Source organism: Cupriavidus sp. C1SS-2L, from assembly GCF_057073735.1.
Genome location: NZ_CP172709.1, coordinates 976,311 through 991,034 on the forward strand (window position 1 = coordinate 976,311; position 14,724 = coordinate 991,034).

12 protein-coding genes are annotated in these 14,724 nt (G+C 66.7%); 9 read left to right on the forward strand and 3 right to left on the reverse strand.

Annotation, left to right across the window (positions count from 1 at the left end; all coding sequences use genetic code 11):
* Positions 1 to 36: 36 nt before the first annotated feature.
* Complete coding sequence (locus ACIGJG_RS22185) at positions 37 to 1,407, forward strand: sigma-54-dependent transcriptional regulator (protein WP_041680627.1); 1,371 nt, start codon at positions 37 to 39, stop codon at positions 1,405 to 1,407.
* Positions 1,408 to 1,518: 111 nt separating this feature from the next.
* On the opposite strand, the gene ACIGJG_RS22190 is transcribed toward ACIGJG_RS22185, so the two are convergent.
* Together ACIGJG_RS22190 and ACIGJG_RS22195 are read right to left on the reverse strand one after the other, a co-directional pair.
* Entirely contained in the window at positions 1,519 to 1,908 is a 390-nt protein-coding gene (locus tag ACIGJG_RS22190; RefSeq protein WP_483673930.1) for a hypothetical protein, read from the reverse strand.
* A gap of 726 nt (positions 1,909 to 2,634) precedes the next feature.
* Positions 2,635 to 2,811, reverse strand: a complete 177-nt coding sequence (locus ACIGJG_RS22195; RefSeq protein WP_166487107.1) for a hypothetical protein — start codon at positions 2,809 to 2,811, stop codon at positions 2,635 to 2,637.
* Positions 2,812 to 3,040: 229 nt separating this feature from the next.
* Between ACIGJG_RS22195 and ACIGJG_RS22200 the strand changes: the two genes are divergently transcribed.
* The 5 genes from ACIGJG_RS22200 to ACIGJG_RS22220 all read left to right on the forward strand — a co-directional run bounded on the left by ACIGJG_RS22200 (position 3,041) and on the right by ACIGJG_RS22220 (position 9,450).
* A complete protein-coding gene (locus ACIGJG_RS22200) occupies positions 3,041 to 4,030 on the forward strand; it encodes a YihY/virulence factor BrkB family protein (protein ID WP_011301444.1) in 990 nt (329 codons plus the stop codon).
* Between the two features lie 123 nt (positions 4,031 to 4,153).
* Positions 4,154 to 5,755 (forward strand): peptide chain release factor 3, encoded by a 1,602-nt coding sequence (locus tag ACIGJG_RS22205; protein ID WP_011301443.1) that lies wholly within the window; start codon positions 4,154 to 4,156, stop codon positions 5,753 to 5,755.
* Positions 5,756 to 6,055: 300 nt separating this feature from the next.
* Positions 6,056 to 7,303: an MFS transporter gene (locus ACIGJG_RS22210; protein WP_483673931.1), complete on the forward strand. Its 1,248-nt coding sequence runs from the start codon at positions 6,056 to 6,058 to the stop codon at positions 7,301 to 7,303.
* A gap of 113 nt (positions 7,304 to 7,416) precedes the next feature.
* On the forward strand, positions 7,417 to 8,322 hold the full coding sequence (locus ACIGJG_RS22215) for a helix-turn-helix transcriptional regulator (RefSeq protein WP_483673932.1): 906 nt from the start codon (positions 7,417 to 7,419) through the stop codon (positions 8,320 to 8,322).
* 222 nt (positions 8,323 to 8,544) lie between these two features.
* Positions 8,545 to 9,450, forward strand: coding sequence for a mechanosensitive ion channel family protein (locus ACIGJG_RS22220; protein WP_483673933.1), 906 nt, complete (start codon positions 8,545 to 8,547; stop codon positions 9,448 to 9,450).
* Positions 9,451 to 9,459: 9 nt separating this feature from the next.
* Here the strand turns inward: ACIGJG_RS22220 and edd are convergent, their stop codons facing one another.
* Positions 9,460 to 11,295, reverse strand: a complete 1,836-nt coding sequence (edd, locus tag ACIGJG_RS22225; RefSeq protein ID WP_483673934.1) for a phosphogluconate dehydratase — start codon at positions 11,293 to 11,295, stop codon at positions 9,460 to 9,462.
* A gap of 256 nt (positions 11,296 to 11,551) precedes the next feature.
* Here edd and zwf point away from each other — a divergent pair, with 256 nt between their 5' ends.
* Genes zwf through ACIGJG_RS22240 form a run of 3 tightly spaced genes read left to right on the forward strand, consistent with a single transcriptional unit; the run spans position 11,552 to position 14,723 of the window.
* The gene (zwf, locus tag ACIGJG_RS22230; protein ID WP_011301438.1) at positions 11,552 to 13,000 is read left to right on the forward strand and encodes a glucose-6-phosphate dehydrogenase; all 1,449 of its coding nucleotides are present in this window, start codon (positions 11,552 to 11,554) and stop codon (positions 12,998 to 13,000) included.
* A gap of 14 nt (positions 13,001 to 13,014) precedes the next feature.
* The gene (pgl, locus tag ACIGJG_RS22235; protein ID WP_011301437.1) at positions 13,015 to 13,695 is read left to right on the forward strand and encodes a 6-phosphogluconolactonase; all 681 of its coding nucleotides are present in this window, start codon (positions 13,015 to 13,017) and stop codon (positions 13,693 to 13,695) included.
* A complete protein-coding gene (locus tag ACIGJG_RS22240) occupies positions 13,692 to 14,723 on the forward strand; it encodes a glucokinase (RefSeq protein WP_011301436.1) in 1,032 nt (343 codons plus the stop codon). Before pgl ends, ACIGJG_RS22240 begins: the two co-directional genes overlap by 4 nt.
* Position 14,724 lies beyond the last annotated feature (1 nt).

Below are 14,724 nucleotides of genomic sequence, written 5' to 3' on the forward strand. Positions count from 1 at the left end.
GGGATGAACAATAAGCCCAACGTCCGGGAGATCGTAATGGACCGACTGTGCAAGGCGCCGACACGCGCCGCGCAGGTCGTGGTCGTGTCGCGTCATGAGGATTTTGGTTTTACCCCTGCCCAGTTCGGGCCGGGTTGGGACGTGCGCCGCATCCAGCAGGTGCGCGACCTGGAGCGTATCGTGCGATCGAGCGCGCCCATGGCGGGCGTGATCGACCTGCAGACCGAGTACAGCGATGTCGAGCTCGGGCAGCTGGAGCAGGGGCTGCAACACCTGCACGTGACGTGGGTGGCCATCACCACCGATGCACGTCTTGCGGACCAGCGCATACGCCGGCTGATCCGCGACTATTGCGTCGACTATGTGCGCACGCCGTTCTCGCATGACGAACTGCTCTACACGCTCAAGCATGCGCATGGCATGGCGTGCCTGCATCACGGGCGCACCACCGAGATGGCGCCGCATGGGACCATGATCGGCGAATGCGCGTCGATGCGTGCGATGTTCCGCTCGCTCGCCAAGGTGGCGCACAACGAGGCGCCGGTGTTCATCTCGGGCGAGTCGGGCACGGGCAAGGAGCTCGCAGCACAGGCCATCCATGAGGCATCGAGCCGGCGCAAGGGACCTTTCGTTGCGATCAACTGCGGCGCGATTCCTTCACACCTCGTGCAGTCGGAGCTGTTCGGCTACGAGAAGGGCGCGTTCACCGGCGCGAACCAGCGCAAGATCGGTTGGATCGAGCAGGCGCAGGGCGGCACGCTGTTCCTCGATGAAATCGGCGACCTGCCGCTCGAAAGTCAGGTGGCGCTGTTGCGCTTCCTGCAGCAGGGCACCATCACCAGGCTGGGCGGACACCAGTCCATTCCGCTGGATCTGCGCATCATCTCGGCCACGCACGTGGACCTGGTGGCGGCGCAGGCCGATGGCCGCTTCCGCGCGGACTTGTTCCACCGGCTCTGCGTGCTCACGCTGACCATCCCCGCATTGCGCGAACGCGGCGAGGACATCCTGCTGCTTGCCAATGCGGTACTGGCCGAGCACGGGCACGAAGCCCACCGGCGCATCCGCGGATTCTCGCCATGCGCCACGCAGGCGATGATGCAATACGCCTGGCCGGGCAATGTGCGGGAGCTGATCAACCGCGTGCGGCGTGCGATCGTGATGACCGACAACCGCAAGATTACCGCAGAGGACCTGCAATTGCATGGTGGCGCCGAGTTGCCGCGCAAGACGCTCGATGCGATTCGCGAGGAGGCCGAACGCGAGGCGATCCGCAGTGTCATGGCGAGCCACGGCTTCCATGTCGTGCCCGCCGCGCGCGAACTCAACGTGTCGCGCGTGACGCTGTACCGGCTCATGCACAAGCACAACATCCGCGTGGAGACGCAGCAGACGGCCGGCGAGTAAGCCGGCGAACGGTTGAGCCGACTGGCCGCATGCGCGCGCCAGGCGCTCCAGGGAAAGGGGAACTGGCGACGTCCGCTCGCCGGTTCCCCCTTCCCCGTGCCTTGCGGCACGTCAGCGCACAACGGCGACCGGCACGGGTGGCGTGCGCACCGGTCCGGCAGCTTCGGTCCCGGCGACGGGAGCCGCCGCCAGGTTCATGCTGATCTTGCCGCGCGGGCGTGGCGGGGCGTTGCCGCCGCCGTCATTGTGGCGGCCGGGCGCCGCGTCGCGGCGGTCCAGGCCATCGCGTGCCTGCCGCTCGTTCGGCGTCGCGGCGCCCGGGTCCTGCTTGAACTGCAAGTCGCCCCATGCCCAGCGGAAGCCGCGCACGTAGACGTCGCTGCTCACGGCCGCATGCGAATTGTCACTGGCGTTATCGGGCCGGTCAAAATAGGCATAGCTGGCCGCCAAGGCGCTGGTCGAGCACAAAGCCAGGGCGGCGACAAGGTATCCGGCTTTCATGGTGGCTCCTCCCTTGGTGGAAAAAAGTGCCCGCCGGGGGACGGAGCACAATTCCTGCTGGCTTGCGGCGCTTGCTGCGCTATAGCGGCTGCGCCGTGGCCATATCTAAATATATCTAATGTCCAGTGCGGCGCCGATACGCCGAGATCGCAAGCGCCCGGCTCCATAACGCGCATGGCGATGCGGGCTGTGTTGGCACACGCGGATGCGGCAGCAACGGCGATGACAACAGGTCCATGACAGACGGCGGCGGTCCCGCCAACCGGTGCGAACGCCGGCGTGCCGTCATGCGTGCTGGCGGATGACGCATGGCTGGGGGCTCCTCTTGCAATCGCGCGTAATGGCGTGTGGTGGCGTCACGGATTTTTACTACTCCCTGTCAGACAGAGAGCGACAAGTGTGCCAATGGCCGCAAGCGCTTGTTTCATGCGGCTTCCAGCCCGATGCAAAGGCTGTATGGTCATCTTGTGCCGCGGTCGCCGACGATTCCGTTACGCCGATGCAACGGAAGCGGCCCGCGTGGCGCGCCGCGCCCCCGCCACGCGTGAGCGTTACATGCCGCGATGCCGCGTCCCAGGCGGCATTGCGCGCCGCGAGGGGGTCCGCTGGTGCAATTCCGCCACGGTTGCAGCGCTGTTACACGGGCCACGCGTATATCACTTGCGCGCACGCCGGCGCCGCACGCAGAAACGGGTACGCCGGGTTAGCCAGGACGCGGGGAGACGCTCAGCGTGCCGGGGCTGATTGCTGTGCCGGAGCCGGCGACTGGCCGGCGCCGCTGGCACCCGCGCCGGAAATGGGTTTGGGTCCGGGTTGGCTGCGTTCGCAGCCACCACAAGCCAGCAGGCTCAGTCCAAGCAGCAAGATGACGGCCAGCGGCCGCCCTGGGATCGTGCGGGTCACAGTGGCTCCTTTCGCGGTAGTTGCGGCGCAGATGCCGCGTCACAGGCGCGGGCAGGCATGCCTGTTTTTACTGTAGCAGGTCGGTCGTGTACTGCCGGATGCGGCTCCAGGCCGGAAGAGTGCTCCGATGCGAAGTATCATGAACGCAGGTGTCGCGTCGGCTGCGGCTGCACCAGGCATGGCAGCTGGCGCCACGTTCTGTCCGTGGTGCTGCGAAGGTCTCCCGAGCATGACTGCTGATGAGCACAACCTGTCCGATCCAACGGACCGCCACGCCCGCCGTCCGCACTTTGGCCTGCGACGCTTCCTGCCTGATCGCCACACCGGCCAGCGCACGGTTCGCGTGGTGGTTGCCGCGGTTCAGTCGTGGTTCGCGCACCGTGCTGCCAGCAAGGGCGCCGCACTCTCGTTCTACATGCTGTTCTCGCTGGCCCCGATACTGGTCCTGGTGATATCGATCGCCGGCCTGTTCTTCGGCGCAGAGGCCGCGCGCGGCGAGATTTTCGAGCAGTTGCAAGATCTGGTCGGCGAACAGGGTGCGAGTGCGATCCAGAGCATCCTGGCTGCCACGCATCGCGCCGGGGGCAGCGGGGTGGCCGCGATCATCGCCACCGGGATCCTGTTTGTCGGTGCTACCAGCGCCTTTGCCGAACTCAAGAGCAGCCTGGACGATATCTGGCACGTGCCGGTGCCGGCGACGGCGGGCTGGCAGCAACTGCTGCGCTCGCGGCTGCTCTCGTTCAGCCTGGTGCTGGTGCTGGCGTTGATGCTGCTGGTTTCGCTGATCGTGAACGCGGCGCTTGCCGTGATCGATCGCTTCTGGGGCGCGCTGTGGACGCAGTCCTGGTTCGCGCCCGTGGCCGATGTGCTGTCGACGCTGTTCTCGTTTGCCGTGGTGACGGCGTTGTTCGCCGTCATCTTCAAGATGCTGCCCAACGCGCGCATTGCCTGGCGCGATGTCACCATGGGCGCGATCATCACTGCAGTGCTGTTTTCGGTCGGCAAGCGCCTGATTGGCCTTTACCTCGGCAACAGCGCGGTGGCATCGTCGTATGGGGCCGCCGGCTCGGTCGTGGCGCTGATGCTGTGGGTGTATTACTCTGCACAGATCTTCTTTTTCGGCGCAGAACTGACGCGCCAGTACGCGCTGCAGTTCGGCAGCCTGCGCGGCCAGCAGGCGGATGCGTTGCCCGGCCAGGGCGGCGAACCGGTAAAATAGCGCCCCATTCCCTTTCGTGCGTGCCCGCAGTGCCGGCTCGACCGCCACCCTGCGGTCCTCGTCGTTGCCCGGTCGGCTCCCGCATGCCGGGCCCTGCAATCTACCCGATCCCTATCCGCTGCCGTGAGCTCGCTCGTATCCGAAATTGCGCGTCGACGCACCTTTGCCATCATCTCCCACCCCGACGCGGGCAAGACCACTCTGACCGAAAAGCTGCTGTGGTTCGGCGGCGCGATCCAGGTGGCCGGCGAAGTGCGCGCGCGCAAGGCTGACCGCCATGCCACGTCGGACTGGATGGAGCTGGAAAAGCAGCGCGGCATTTCGGTGACCTCGTCGGTGATGCAGTTCCCGTACCGCCGCGAAGCTGCCGACGGCAAGGCCGAGGAGAACATCGTCAACCTGCTCGACACGCCGGGCCACGAGGATTTCTCCGAAGATACCTACCGCACGCTGACTGCCGTGGACTCGGCCGTGATGGTGATCGACTCGGTCAATGGCGTGGAAGCGCAGACCATCAAGCTGCTCAACGTCTGCCGCCTGCGCGCTACGCCGATCCTCACCTTCATCAACAAGCTCGACCGCGAAGGCCGTTCGCCGATCGAGTTGCTCGACGAAATCGAAGACGTGCTGCAGATTCAGTGCGCGCCGATGACCTGGCCGATCGGCATGGGCAAGGCCTTCCGGGGCGTGTACCACCTGATCGACGACAAGGTGCAGCTGTTCGATCCGCACGGTGACAAGGGTACGGCGGCCATTCTCGATGGCCTCGACAACCCGGAGCTTGACCGCATCCTTGGCAGCCAGGCCGACGAGCTGCGCCTCGAGATCGAACTGGTGCGCGGTGCCTCGCACACGTTCGACAAGGAAGCGTTCCTGGCCGGCAAGCAGACGCCGGTCTACTTCGGCTCCGCCATCAACAACTTCGGTGTGCAATCTCTGCTCGACGCGCTGTGCCAGCTGTCGCCCCCGCCGCTCGCGCGCAATACCGAGTCGCGCGTGGTCGAGCCGCAGGAAGGCAAGTTCACGGGTTTCGTGTTCAAGATCCAGGCCAATATGGATCCGCGCCACCGCGACCGCATTGCCTTCGTGCGCGTGTGCTCGGGCCGCTTCGAGCGCGGCATGAAGCTCCTGCACGTGTCGCAGGCCAAGACCGTGGCGATCAACAACGCCATCACGTTCATGGCGCAGGACCGCAACACGACGGAAGAGGCCTACGCGGGCGACATCATCGGCGTGCCGAACCACGGCACCATCCGGCTGGGCGATGTCTTCACCGAGGGTGAGCCGCTGAAGTTCACGGGCATCCCGTCGTTCGCGCCCGAGTTCTTCCGCCGCGCGCGACTGAACAACCCGCTCAAGGTCAAGCAACTGCAGAAGGGCCTGCAGCAGCTCGCGGAAGAGGGCGCCACGCAGATGTTCCGCCCGCTCGCGTCGAACGAACTCGTGCTTGGCGCGGTCGGTATCCTGCAGTTCGACGTGGTGGCGCACCGGCTCGAGCACGAGTACGGCGTCGATGCCATTTTCGAGTCGCACGAATGCGCGACCGCGCGCTGGCTCAAGGGCGCGCCGGCCGAGATCGAAAAGCTCATTGCCAAGGCCGGCCACAACGTGGCGCTCGACGGCGCCGGCGACCATGTCTACCTGGCGCCCAGCATGGTCAACCTGCGCCTCACCCAGGAAAAATTCCCGGACGTGCAGTTCCTGGAAACGCGCGAGATCGTCTGACCCGAGCGCATTCCGGATGCAAAACGGCCCGCAGCGTGCGGGCCGTTTTGCATGGAAGTGCCGTTTTGCGCGCATTGGCGCCTGGGATAGCAACGCGGCGGGTCAGAGAGCCCCTCTCTTCACGCCGTGTGCGAATGTCGGCAGCTGTATGCACGCGATCCACCATGCCGCCGTAGAATAACGCTCTTTGCCCTAATGGCGCGCTGTGCAGCCGGATGCTCCGCAGCTGGCCGCTCCGCAGCTAGCCGCAAGCCACGCCATCCATCTCCCTGACCGGCACCCGCCGCCGCGACTGCTCCCATGTCTTCCCCCGCCGCCACCACTGCCGAAGCGTCCGACAGCGTCTTCGGTGATGCTTCATTCCGCCGTTTCTGGTTTGCGCGCCTGTGCACGACCATCGGGTACCAGATCTTCACCGTGGCGGTTGGCTGGCAGATGTATGACCTGACGCGTGATGCGTTCATGCTCGGGCTGGTGGGGCTCGTGCAGTTCCTGCCGTCGGTCGCGCTGATCCTGATGTCGGGCCATATGGCGGACCGCTTTGACCGTCGCCGCATCGTACGGACCTGCCAGGCGCTGGAAGCGCTGATCGCTGTCGCGATGGCAGTGTCCAGCCTCTCCGGGCGGATCAATCCCGAGCACATCTTCGTGTTCGTGGCGCTGATCGGTGCGACGCGGGCGTTCGAAACGCCCACACTGCAGGCTTTGCTGCCGAGCGTGGTAACGCAGCGCCAGTTGCCGCGCGCGGTGGCGCTGTCCAGTTCCGCGGGGCAGGCGGCCATCATCATCGGCCCGGCCATCGGCGGCTTCGCTTATGTTGCGGGGCCAGGCGTGGTGTACGCGCTGAGCGCCACGCTGTTCGTGTTCGCCGCGATCCTCGTCAGCGGCCTGACGCTGCGCCAGCCGGTGCAGCGGCTAACGGCGCCGGTCAGCGTGAAGACGCTGTTTGCCGGGTTTGCCTATATCCGCAGCCGCCCGGTGCTGCTTGGCGCGATCTCGCTGGACCTGTTCGCGGTCCTGCTCGGTGGCGCGACGGCGCTGCTGCCGATCTATGCGCGCGACATTCTCCACACCGGCCCGTGGGGGCTTGGGCTGCTGCGCTCGGCGCCCGCGATCGGGGCGCTGGTCACCGCGCTGTGGCTGGCCCACCATCCGCTCAACCGCCGTGCGGGCAAGGTGATGTTCGGTGCCGTGGCACTGTTCGGCGCGGCCACGCTGGTGTTCGGCGTATCGCACTGGCTGCCCCTGTCGATGGCCGCGCTGGTGGTGCTTGGCGCATCGGACATGATCAGCGTGGTGGTGCGCTCGACGTTGGTTCAGCTCGATACGCCCGATGACATGCGCGGACGCGTCGGCGCCGTCAACTCGGTCTTTATCGGTGCATCCAACCAGCTCGGCGAGTTTGAGTCGGGTGTGACGGCGGCACTGCTGGGGCCGGTCGGCGCGGTGATCCTCGGCGGCGTGGGCACGCTGCTGGTGGTGGCGGTCTGGATGCGCCTGTTCCCGGCGCTGACCCACCGCGACCGCCTGCACGACCATCCGGCCTGATGACTGGGGCCCCGAGGCCCAGAGCGTACCCGTTTCTGCGTGCATGTGTGGTGTCGTCCGGCAACGTCGGGCGGGCGATCGCGGTATAGTCGCCAGGCACTCTTCAGACACGTATGGCCGCTCCTGACACCAGCCTCCACACCGGGAATGACCCGCTGCGACACCATGCGGTGTTCAACGCGCTGACGGGCTCACGTGCCTCGCTGGAACGCGCCGCCGCGCTTGGCGATGGGCTTGGCCTCGCGCTGTGGCGCAACGGGCATGACGACACCGCCTACGCGCAACCGGGCCACCATACGCTGTCGGTTTACCTCGAGGGCGGCCATTCGACGTACCGGCTCGATCAGCCCGGCAATCTCGGCGCTCCCGGCCGCCTGTGCCTGTTGCCCGCGGATCATGAGTCGCGCTGGCATGTCGGGGGTACCCAGCGCTTCCTGCATCTGTACTTCGATCCCGGCTACGTCGCCTGGCATTGCGTGCGGCTGCTCGATCGCGAGCCGCGCGGGCTGCAATTGCGCGACCTGACCTTCGCCGAGGATCCGCACCTGTTCGCGTTCGGCCAGCGCCTGGCCATGCTCGACTGGCAGGCGCCCGATGCGCGCATGGCCGGCAACGCGCTTGCGCATGATGCCGTCACGCATCTTCTGCTCAGCCATGCCACCCATCGCGCAGGCACCGACTGGCGAGGCGGATTGTCTGCAGCGGCGCGCCGCATGGTGCGCGACTGGATCGAAGCCCATCCCGAACAGAATCCGACGCTCGGTGAGCTGGCAGCGCTGGCGGGTTTGTCGGAATACCACTTTGCGCGCATGTTCCGCGTGAGCTTCGGCATGCCGCCGCATGCTTGGATCCTGCGAGCGCGGCTGCAACGCGCGCTGCGACTGCTGGGCGAGCCGGGCCTGTGCTTGCGTGAGATCGCTATGCGCGCCGGGTTTGCCTCGCCCAGCCACTTCAATAACCGCTTCCGTTCAGCGTTCGGCGTCACGCCTGGCGCGTGGCGTGCCGACCGCGTACGCTGACGCGGCTTGCCGTCCGGCCGTCGATGCCGGAAACCAATTCCCTTTCCGGCTGTCCTCTGAAAAACAGCGTAATCCCGCCTAATGGCGCCATTTGTCGGTGAATGTCTGACATTTTGGCCTGACAACGCGCCTGATCCGTTGCTTCACATTGCGCCTTGTGTCGCATAACGGCCTGGCATACGCGCGCAGAAACGGGTACGCCCCGACCTGGAGCCGCTTCTCATGAACTGGAATATGGACGCCGTGAAGCTCGATACCGCATGGAACTACCTGGTGCAGCTGGCCGTGCATCAAGGCATGAACTGCCTGGTCGCCGTACTGATCCTGATCGCGGGATGGTGGTTGTCGGCGTGTGCGGCCGAATCGGCGCAGCGCGCGCTGGGCCGCACGCACCTCGATGAAACCGTGCGGCCGATGCTGGCCAACACGTTCCAGTGGATGGTGCGCGTGCTTACCATCGTGCTGGTGCTGTCCCAGTTCGGGGTGCAGACGGCCAGCATCATCGCCATGCTCGGCGCGGCCGGCCTTGCGATCGGGCTGGCGCTGCAGGGAACGCTGCAGAACATTGCAGCCGGCCTCATGCTGGTGCTGCTGCGGCCGTTCCGCGTCGGGCAGTACATCGATGCTCAAGGGGTTGCTGGCACGGTCCGCGAGGTCAGCCTGTTCATGACCGAGCTGACCACGGCTGACGGTGTCTGCCTGCGCGTGCCCAATGGCAAGCTGTGGGGCAGCGCGATCACGAACTACAGCGAGAACGCGTCGCGCCGCATCGACATCGAGACCACGGTGGCGTTCGGCGGTGACATGCACAAGGGCCTGGACGCACTGCACATGATGCTGTCCGCCGAGCCGCGCCTGTTGCCGGAGCCGAAGCCCGAGGCGATGGTCGTCAACTACACCGAGCAGGGCGTCACGCTGAACCTGCGCTGCTGGACTTCGAGCGAGGACTACTGGACGGTGCGCTACGCGTTCTACGAGCGCATCAAAAAGGTGCTCGAGGACGCGGGCTGCAAGCTCGCATCACCGATCCAGGAGGTGCGCATGCCAGACCCGGGCGCCACGCCGGTCACCACACCGCCGACCGCAACGCCCGATCCGCGCGCCAATCCGTTGCGGCGCGCGGGCTAGTTCGCTGAGTCAGTCGCGCGCGTCTTCGTCGGCGAACAGCGTGCAGGCGCCCGCTTCGGCATCACTGACGTTGCGGCGGAAGGTCGCGAACAGGTCGCGTCCGACGCCATGGCGATTGGCCCGCAGGTCGGGGCGTGCGGATTCGCGCGCGTCCCACTCGGCATCTGCCACCAGCACGGTCAGCACACCGGCCGGCGCATCCACGCGCACCATGTCGCCGGTACGCACGCGCCCAATACCGCCACCGTTCAGCGCCTCCGGACAGACGTGAATGGCCGCCGGCACCTTGCCCGATGCGCCCGACATGCGTCCATCCGTCACAAGCGCGACATGGAAGCCTCGGTCCTGCAGCACCGTCAGCGTCGGCGTGAGCTTGTGCAACTCCGGCATGCCGCATGATGCCGGGCCTTGCCACGGCAGCACTGCGACGAAATCGCGCTCGAGCTCGCCGCGCTTGAATGCCGCGATCACGTCGTCCTGGTGCTCGAACACGATCGCAGGCGCTTCCACGACCTGGTGTTCCGGCTTCACTGCAGAAGTCTTGATGACCGCACGCCCGAGCCTGCCGTCGAGCACCTTGATGCCACCGTCCGCCGCGAACGGCTGCGCCGGGCCGCGCACGATCGTGTCGTCGAGCGAGGCCTTGGGCCCATCCGTCCATTCGAGCTTGCCATCGCGCAGCACGGGCTCGCGCGTATAGGCCTCCAGCCCGCGGCCGACCACCGTGTTGACATCGTCATGCAGCAGGCCGAGTTCGAGCAGACCGCGAATCACCACCGACAGTCCGCCGGCCGCCTGGAACTGGTTTACGTCGGCCTTGCCGTTCGGGTAGACGCGCGCGAGCAGCGGCACCGCGGCCGACAGTTCATCGAAATCGTCCCACGTCAGTACGATGCCGGCCACGCGTGCCATGGCGATCAGGTGCAGCGTGTGATTGGTCGAACCGCCCGTGGCCAGCAGGCCCACGATGCCGTTGACGAAGGCGCGCTCGTCGAGCACGTCGGCCACAGGCGTATACCGTTCGCCGCCATGCACGAGGCGCAAGGCCTGCCGGGCCGATTCGCGTGTCAGCGCTTCGCGCAGCGGCGTGTTGGGATTGATGAAGGCCGTGCCCGGCAGATGCAGGCCCATCATTTCCATCAGCATCTGGTTGGAGTTGGCGGTGCCGTAGAACGTGCACGTGCCGGGGCCATGATAGGAACGTGTCTCGGCCTCGAGCAGCTCCTTGCGGCCGATCTTGCCTTCGGCATAGAGCTGGCGCACATGCGCCTTCTCGTCATTGCTCATGCCGGTGATCATGGGGCCGCCCGGCACGAACACCGCCGGCAGGTGGCCAAACGACAGCGCGCCCATCACCAGCCCTGGCACGATCTTGTCGCAGACGCCGAGATACAGCGCGCCGTCGAACATCTGGTGCGACAGTGCCACCGCCGTGGCCAATGCGATCACATCGCGCGAGAACAGTGACAGGTCCATGCCGTCCTGGCCCTGGGTTACGCCGTCGCACATGGCAGGCGTGCCGCCGGCGAACTGCGCCGTGCCGCCGGCTTCCAGCGCGGCCTCCTTGAGCCACTTCGGGAAGGCCGCCAGCGGTTGGTGCGCCGACAGCATGTCGTTGTAAGACGAGACGATCGCCAGGTTGGGCCGCTCGTCGGCCTTGAGCCGGATCTTCGCCTCGTCCGGCATAGCGGCGATGGCGTGCGCGAGGTTGGTACAGGAAATCTGGCTGCGCTCGACTTTCTGGCCCGCCATGGCGCGGGTGCGGTCAAGGTAGGCCTGACGCGAAGGGCCGCTGCGCGAGACGATGCGGGCCGTGACCCGTTCGAGTACTGGGTGACGTGGCATAGGTTTCTCCTGCGGGGTTGCTTCCAGCCTAGCGCACTTCGCGGCACGCTGCACGGTGGAGCGACGCAGCCAGTGGGCACGCAGAAACGGGTACGCTTTGTGGCCCGCTCGCCTCGCCAAGCGGCGGGGACTCACGTAAACTGGCCGGAACTTATGGGCCGCTGCGGGACACTCATTGCATGCGGCCGCATCGGGCAGGTGCCGCGCATGCGCGCGTTCTGACCGCCATCCTCATGCCTAGGAGCCCACGGTGAGCATGCCTGATTTCGACATGGTGCTGTTCGGCGGCACCGGCGACCTGGCCCGGCGCAAGCTGTTGCCGTCGCTTTATGAAGCCCACCATGCCGGGCTGCTGCACCCGCGTGCGCGCATTCTCGCGACGGGCAGCCAGCCACTGAGCCAGGAAGACTACATTGCGTCGCTGGAGCAGGGCGTACGGCCGGGCCTGGCGCATGCGCCGCCCGAGTCATGGGCCGCGTTCCTGGCCCGCATCTGCTACGTGCAGGCCGACGCACGCGTGCCCGCGCACTTCGATGCACTCGCCGAAAAGGTGCTGTCGCGCCGCCCCGAAGTGGTGGTGTGCTACCTTGCAACGGCGCCACATCTTTTCGTGCCGATCTGCGAGCAACTGGCGCGTACCGGGCTGAACACGCCGAATGTCCGGATCGTGCTGGAAAAGCCGCTGGGGCACGATCTCGAATCGTCCGAAGCGATCAACGCCGCAGTCGCGAAATTCTTTGCCGAGGACCAGATCTACCGCATCGATCATTACCTCGGCAAGGAGTCGGTGCAGAACCTGATGGCAATCCGCTTCGGCAACGCGCTGTTCGAGCCGCTGTGGCGGCGAGAGTGGGTGCAGGATGTGCAGATCACGATCGCCGAGGAACTCGGCGTCGAGACGCGCGGAGACTTCTACGATCGCACGGGCGCCTTGCGCGACATGGTGCAGAACCACCTGCTGCAGCTGCTGTGCATGGTGGCCATGGAGCCCCCGAGCAGCCTGTCGGAAGACGCGATCCGCGACGAGAAGATCAAGATCCTCAAGGCGCTCAAGCCGATTACGCCGCAGGCCGTGGCCGAGAAGACCGTGCGCGGCCAGTATCGCGCCGGCGCCATCGGGGGCAAGCCGGTGCCGGGCTACCTCGACGAGAAAGGCATTGCCGCCGACAGCCGGACCGAGACCTTTGTCGCGATCAAGGCGGAGATCGCCAACTGGCGCTGGGAAGGCGTGCCGTTCTACCTGCGCACGGGCAAGCGCATGCAGTCGCGCGTGGCCGAGATCGTGGTGCATTTCCGCGATGTGCCGCATGCCATCTTTCCGCGGCCGCTGACGCTGTCGCCGCAGAACCGGCTCGTGATCCAGCTGCAGCCCGAGGAAAGCATCCGCTTGTACTTCCTGGTCAAGCAGCCTGGCGACACGCTGGAACTGACGCCCACCTCGCTCGACCTGGACTTCGCCAACTCGTTCAAGGTGCGCCGCGCGGGCGCCTATGAACGGTTGCTGCTCGACGTGATCCGCGGCAGGCTGGGCCTGTTCGTGCGGCGTGACGAGCAGGTGCAGGCGTGGCGCTGGGTCGAGCCGATTCTCGACACATGGGAAGAAAGCAACGTGCCGCCCAAGCCGTATACCGCGGGCACGTGGGGTCCGGCGGCGTCGTCGGCGCTGATGTCGCGCGACGACTCGCTGTGGCACGAGGAAGCCTGACTGGAGATACCGCCATGCGCGAATTCGAGCATGCAAACGCGATGGACCAGGCCGAGGCGCTGGCCATTTCCATCGGCAATGCACTGGACCAGGCGATCCGCGTCAACGGCTGGGCCGTGCTCGCGGTGTCCGGCAGCCGCTCGCCGGTGCCGATGTTCGAGCGCCTGCGCTACCGCCCCGTGCGCTGGGACGCAGTGACCATCACGCTGGTCGACGAGCGCGTGGTGCCGCCGGACCACCCCGACAGCAATGGCGGGCTCGTGCGCGCACACCTGCTGCGCGAAGCCGCGGCCAGTGCGGCGTTCGTGCCGCTGATCGCGGATGCCGCTGAGGTCGCGGACCCGGCGAGCGCCGTGGCGCGGCTCAACAAGGCATTCCGGCAACCCGACGTCGTGGTGCTCGGCATGGGCGAGGATGGGCACACCGCATCGCTGTTCCCGGATGCGCCCGAACTGCAGACCGCACTCAGCGACCCGAAGCCCGGGTACCTCATTACCCATCCGTCGAGCGCGCCGCATGTGCGCGTGACGCTGAACCTTGCCGCGATCCTCGCTGCCGAGCGTGCTTTCCTTGCTGTCGCAGGCAAGGTCAAGGCCGAGGTGCTGGCCCGCGCAATGCAAGGCCCGACGCCGGCGCTGCCGGTCAGCATCGTGCTGGCCAACCAGCGCCGCGGCTTCGACCTTTTCCGTGCATGAGCAACGCCATGGCTGCTTCCGCCGTGCCCGATGACACCGCCTATCCGCGTTTGCTGGCCGACGTGGGCGGGACCAATGTGCGCTTCGCACTGGAAACGGCGCCGATGCAGATCGGCGCCGTGACCGCGCTGAAGGTGGCCGACCATCCGTCGCTGGAAGCGGCCATGCGCCACTACCGCGATGCGCTGTCTGCCTCGGGTGCCAAGTTGCCGCGCCATGCTGCCATCGGTCTCGCGAATCCGGTCACGGGCGACCACGTTCGCCTGACCAACCACGACTGGGCCTTCTCGATCGAAGCCACGCGGCAAGCGCTCGGGCTGCAGACGCTCGTGGCCATCAACGATTTCACGTCGCTGGCGCTGGGCTTGCCTTACCTTGGCGCGAACGATCTCGTGCAGATCCGCTCCGGCCAAGCCGTGGCCACTGCGCCGCGTGCGCTGATCGGGCCTGGCACCGGGTTGGGCGTGTCGGGGCTGGTGCCCGCGCCGGGCGGTGGCGCCGTGGCGCTGGCGGGGGAGGGCGGCCATATCGAACTCATGCCCGTGACCGACGACGAGTGGATCGCCTGGCGCGCCACGCACGCGAGCCTTGGGCGGGTGTCGGCGGAGCGGTTGTTGTCAGGCATGGGGCTGTCGCAGATCCATGCCGCGCTGTCCGCAGAAACGGGTACGCGCGTGGACGTGCCGCTGACGCCCGAGCAGGTCACGACGGGTGCCTTCGCACGGCACGATCCGCTCTGCGAGCGCACCATGGCGGTGTTTTTTGGCCTGCTCGGATCTGTCGCAGCGGACATCGCGCTGGTAATGGGCGCGCTTGGCGGCGTGTATCTCGGTGGCGGCATCCTGCCGCGCTTCGTGCCAGCGCTGCAGGCGTCGGCCTTCAATGCGCGCTTCGTCGCCAAGGGCCGCATGCGCGGCTATCTCGACAAGCTGCCTGTCTACGTGATTACCGCGAGCTATCCCGCGCTGCCGGGCCTGGCGCGCGCGCTGGCCGATACGCTCAGTCACGGCCGCCCACATATCGGATAAG